Origin of the sequence: Vibrio sp. 10N.261.52.A1, assembly GCF_002876325.1 — a bacterium.
Taxonomy (GTDB): domain Bacteria; phylum Pseudomonadota; class Gammaproteobacteria; order Enterobacterales; family Vibrionaceae; genus Vibrio; species Vibrio chagasii.
In genome coordinates this window covers 1-5,353 of sequence record NZ_MCYD01000531.1, presented here as the reverse complement: position 1 = coordinate 5,353, position 5,353 = coordinate 1, and the positions used below count along the sequence as shown (strand labels likewise).

Sequence of the window (5,353 nt, the reverse complement as noted above, 5' to 3'; positions counted from 1 at the left end):
TCAGTTCATTGAAATCAATGTGATTCCTAAGAATCAATTTTTGATATTCATCAACGAGTGCCCACACAGATTGATAGGTTTAAATTGTTAAAGAACTTCTCTTCGTTGTGACTTACATCACTTCGGAAGAGGCGGCTATTCTAGCGACTTAATCTTCAGTGTCAAACACTTTTGAAAATTAATTTCTACTTTCTAAAAGTAGAAGCGAATAATCGCTTGAAGCTAGTTGCCTAACCAACATTCTTTGCTGAAGCCTTATGGCGTCTGCCGTGTCAGTGAGGCGGCATTATAGAGATGTCGCTCACATTGGCAAGTGTTTATTTAAGAAAAATGCAAAAACAAGGCTTACATGATGGATAAACCACCAAGGGCTTATTTATGCAAGTTTACTTACAAAGTACCTACAAAATAATCACAGAGTTATCCACAGGCGTTATTATTTTGCCTCCAGAAAAGCAAAAAAGCTGCCCTAACGCAGCTTTTTAATAAACAATGAGCCTAAATACCTGAGCCATATTGTTCGCCATCGTCCTCATGAAGCCCACATTCTCGTTTTAACCCGTTAAAGCGGGTTTCTTCTTCTGTCATACCAGGCTCCCACTTCTTAGTTGTGTGTGTATCTCCAACTGAAAGGTAACCCTGCTCTCGAAGCGGATGGTAACTCAGACCGTGCTCTTCTAGGTAGTAGTGAACATCTTTATTGGTCCAATCAATTATAGGTAAGAACTTAAACACACCATTTTGGATAGACAAGATTGCCAAATTTGCACGTGATTGGGATTGCTCTCTTCTCAAGCCGGAGAACCAAGTACCTGCCTCAAGTTCATCTAACGCCCTTCTCATCGGTTCGACTTTATTGAGCTTGTTATACTTCTCGATACCTTCTAGCCCTTGCTCCCAAAGTTTTCCATATTGTGCTTCTTGCCAATTAGGACTTTGCTGAGCACGAAATACTTGTAGGTTTAAAGTGAGCTTCTGGCTTAACTCATCTATAAAGCGATAGGTCTCTGGAAATAGATACCCGGTATCGGTAAGGATAACTGGAATATCCGGCTTTGCCTGAGTGACTAAGTGCAGCATGAGTGCTGCTTGGATTCCAAAACTTGAAGACACCACATGTGTCCCTTCTAAGTTTTCTAGTGCCCATTTGACTCTTTCTAGAGCAGTTAGCTGTTCTAACTCTGCATTTATCTGTCCAAGACGAAGTACCTGCTCCGTCTTGGTCAGTGCGAGCAGCTCTGCTAACTTCAATTTTGAAGCGACAGAATTATGCATGCAGGTCCCTCTTTGAAATGATCACCTCTTGGATGATGCCAGCTCGGATTGTGAAGTCACCGAACCCTTCGTTCTCTTCTCGCTCTACTGCCCAACGGCCCACCAGCGTGTCAATCTCTTCTAAGATCTGAGCTGATGTGATGTTCTCTTTATACATCTTAGGAATACGAGTACCGGCTTTGTTGCCACCTAAGTGCATATTGTAACGACCTGGCGCTTTGCCTACTAAACCAAGCTCAGCCAACATTGCACGGCCACAGCCATTTGGACAACCGGTTACACGAAGGATAATGTTATCGTCTTCTGGTAAACCGTGTTTCTCGAGAATGCCTTCAACATCGGTAACAAACTCAGGAAGAAAACGTTCGGCTTCTGCCATTGCTAGAGGACATGTTGGAAATGCTACACACGCCATCGAGTTCTTGCGTTGTTCACTTACCGCGTCATCCATCAAACCATATTGACGAGCAAGCTTCTCAATTTTTGCCTTCTGGCTCTTAGGAACACCAGCAACAATTAAGTTTTGGTTTGCCGTCATACGGAAATCGCCTTTGTGGATCTTAGCAATTTCTGCAACACCGGTTTTCAATGCTTTACCAGGGAAATCAAGCAAGCGACCATTTTCAATAAACAGCGCTAAGTGGTGCTTACCATCAATGCCTTCAACCCAGCCGATACGATCACCACGCTCCGTGAATTCATAAGGGTGACTTTCCGAGAACTTAACACCCGCACGCTTTTCAACTTCCGCTTTGAACACATCAATACCTACACGGTCTAGTGTGTACTTAGTTTTTGCATTCTTACGGTTTGAACGGTTACCCCAATCACGCTGTGTGGTAACAACCGCTGCCGCAACATCTAACGTATTTTCTAGTGGCACAAAACCAAAGTCGTCAGCTTTACGAGCATAAGTAGAAGTATCACCGTGCGTCATTGCTAAGCCACCACCGACTAACACGTTAAAGCCCACCAGCTTTCCATCTTCAGCAATAGCGACAAAGTTAAGATCATTAGCGTGAACGTCGACATCATTTTGTGGTGGGATCACAACTGTTGTTTTGAATTTACGCGGTAGATAGTTATTACCTAAGATTGGCTCATCATCGGTTGTTTCTAATTTCTCGCCATCAAGCCAGATCTCAGCGTAAGCACGAGTTTTAGGAAGTAGGTGTTCACTGATCTTCTTCGCCCACTCATAGGCTTCTTGGTGAAGTTCAGATTCTACTGGGTTTGTCGTACACAAAACGTTTCGGTTTACGTCACCCGCAGTAGCAATTGAATCAATACCAATGCTATTTAGCGTTTGGTGCATCAGCTTGATATTTGGCTTTAACACGCCGTGAAACTGAAACGTTTGACGAGTCGTTAAACGGATTGAACCATAAGAGGTACTTTCATCGGCAAACTTATCTATTGCTAACCACTGCTTAGGAGTAATGATGCCACCTGGCATACGCGCACGAAGCATGACGTTATGTAGAGGCTCTAGCTTTTGCTTAGCACGTTCGTTACGAATATCACGGTCGTCTTGTTGGTACATGCCGTGGAAACGAATCAGTTGAAAGTTATCTGCTGTAAAACCACCAGTGATACGATCTTGTAAGTCTTGCTCAATCGTACCGCGCAGGTTATTGCTCTCACGCTTTAGACGCTCATTGTCAGCCAACGGACCAAGTACTTGGCCTAGCACTTCTTGCTCTATTACTTGCTTGCTCATTAGTACACATCCCTTTGGTAACGTTTTGCTTTACGTAAATCATTAATAAATTGCTCAGCCTGTTCGCGGCTTTGATTGCCCTGCTGTTCAGCAATCGTAACTAGTGCTTCATGTACGTCTTTCGCCATTCGAGTCGCATCGCCACACACATAAAAGTACGCGCCTTCTTGTAGCCATTGCCATACTTGTTCTGCTTGCTCGATTAAGCGGTCTTGTACATACACTTTCTCTTTTTGGTCTCGGCTAAAAGCAACATCTAGCTTAGTTAGCGCACCAGATTTGAGGTACTTCTGCCATTCAACTTGGTATAGGAAGTCTTGAGTAAAGGTACGGTCGCCAAAGAACAACCAGCTCTTACCTTGAGCGTCATTGTTTTCTCGCTCTTGAACAAAGCTGCGGAATGGTGCAATACCAGTACCAGGGCCGACCATAATGATTGGAGTATTGTCGTCTTGTGGTAGCTTGAAGTTATTGTTGTTCTCAACGAACACCTTCACTTCACCACCTTCCTCTAAACGCTGAGCTAGGAAACTTGATGCTCCACCTAAGCGAGACTCTTCACCTTTTTGGTATTCAACCAAACCAACGGTTAGGTGAACTTCTTCATCCACTTCAGCTTGGCTCGATGCGATTGAGTACAGGCGAGGTGTAAGCTTACGCAACAGGCCTAGAAGTTCATCAGCCGATAGTTTGGTTTTCTTCTCAGCTAATACATCAACAATTTGCGTGTTGCCCGCGTATTCACGAAGCTTGTCTTTATCTTCCACCAGCTTTAACAGTTTCTTGCTACCAGATAGCTCAGCAAACTTAGTCACAAGTTGAGGGTTTGAAGCCGTTATCTCGAACTTACTCACTAGAGCACTATGAATAGAGAGGTTTTCACCATCCACATCTACGCTCTCGATACCAGAGAGCCCAACTTTAGCAAGAATCTGATTCGCTAATTCTGAACTGTTTTCATACCACACACCCAGTGCGTCACCCGGTTGATAAGTAATACCGGACTCATCCAGATCAATCTCGATATGACGAACATCTTTACCCGAATCACGACCTGTGATCTTTTGGCTTGTTAGCAATGTTGCTGTATACGGGTTTTGCTTGGTGTACTGCGAATAACCTGAAGCGGCTTGACCTACTGGTAATTGAACTACCTCAGCCTCTGCGCCCGTCGACAGTGTTTCTTGTACTTGTGATAGAGCTTTAGCACGCCACTCTGTTGCTGCCGCTTCGTAATCCACGTCGCAGTCAAGACGGTCAACAAATGATTTGGCACCAAGCTTGGCTAGGAAGTTATCGAAGTCTTTCGCGGTTTGGCAGAAAAACTCGTAGCTTGAGTCGCCCAGACCAATCACACCGTATTGTAAGTTTGATAGCTTTGGCGCTTTCTTTGATTGTAGGAACTCGTGCAGCTCAATCGCGTTATCTGGCGCTTCACCCTCGCCATTAGTCGAAGCCACGAAAATGACGTGCGTCTCTTTCGCTAGGTTCTTGCCTTTGTAATCACTGGCATCGAAAAGCTCGACGGCGATACCTAAGGCTTTTGCTTCTGCCTCTAGTGATTCAGCGACGCCTTTAGCATTACCGGTTTGAGAAGCAAAGATAATGCTGAGCTTACCAGCAGGTTTTGCAGCAACCGCCGCAGCTGCTTGAGTAATCGGTGCGGCTGCGCCCACAGGTTGAGCTTGGCTCACACCCCATAGGTAACCACTGACCCATGCCAATTGCTGAGAAGATAATTCGGAAACAGTTTGTTGAAGATGACCCAGTTGTTGGTCATTAAGCGGTGCAGCTAATCCAGGTAGCTCGTTCGCCCCAGACTGTGCATTATTATTTTGTGAAGACTCTTTCTTATTTAAAGACATGGTCACGACATCCCTAATCATTGCGTGACGATAGATTAACCACTCCTTTTAATAACAAGAAAGAATAGAAAAGTATGTTTTATAACTTTTTGGAAGTAAAAAGCGATTGAATGGGTAAATGGGCTACTGGTTTTCAATACGAACTTGTTGAAAACCCACTGCCATTGCCGACTTAGATGCTAGATCTAAATCCGCATAATGGCACTCCTCACCGTGGACATCAGTAAGCAGAACAAAACCGCCGCCCATATGGCGAAACTCCACAACCCAAGACCCTTCTTGTATTGAGGGCTCTATGATGGCTTCAACTAACAAATTTTCTCGATATAAATTGCGTAATTCATTGAGTGTCATATTCCATCCCTTGTTCTGACCCAACAACATAGACCTTATAAGAATAGACGTTAATCAGCTCTCTGTATAAGGATGGTCGAAAGTGATGAATGTGCTAACTAATTCCAGAAAGATATAATCAACAGATATAAAAAAACGC

General features: G+C 44.1%; 4 protein-coding genes. All 4 read right to left on the bottom strand.

What is annotated here, in order from left to right; translation table 11 throughout:
- Positions 1 to 498 precede the first annotated feature (498 nt).
- The 4 genes from BCT81_RS07475 to BCT81_RS07460 all read right to left on the bottom strand — a co-directional run bounded on the left by BCT81_RS07475 (position 499) and on the right by BCT81_RS07460 (position 5,214).
- Positions 499 to 1,275 (bottom strand): phosphoadenylyl-sulfate reductase, encoded by a 777-nt coding sequence (locus BCT81_RS07475; protein WP_061034294.1) that lies wholly within the window; start codon positions 1,273 to 1,275, stop codon positions 499 to 501.
- Entirely contained in the window at positions 1,268 to 2,995 is a 1,728-nt protein-coding gene (gene cysI, locus BCT81_RS07470; RefSeq protein WP_102423710.1) for an assimilatory sulfite reductase (NADPH) hemoprotein subunit, read from the bottom strand. The genes BCT81_RS07475 and cysI overlap by 8 nt, the downstream gene beginning before the upstream one ends.
- Positions 2,995 to 4,860 carry an assimilatory sulfite reductase (NADPH) flavoprotein subunit gene (locus BCT81_RS07465; protein WP_102423709.1) on the bottom strand — a complete coding sequence of 622 codons (1,866 nt, stop codon included), beginning with the start codon at positions 4,858 to 4,860 and terminating at the stop codon, positions 2,995 to 2,997. Before BCT81_RS07465 ends, cysI begins: the two co-directional genes overlap by 1 nt.
- Before the next feature lie 123 nt (positions 4,861 to 4,983).
- Entirely contained in the window at positions 4,984 to 5,214 is a 231-nt protein-coding gene (locus BCT81_RS07460) for a hypothetical protein (protein ID WP_004735813.1), read from the bottom strand.
- Positions 5,215 to 5,353 lie beyond the last annotated feature (139 nt).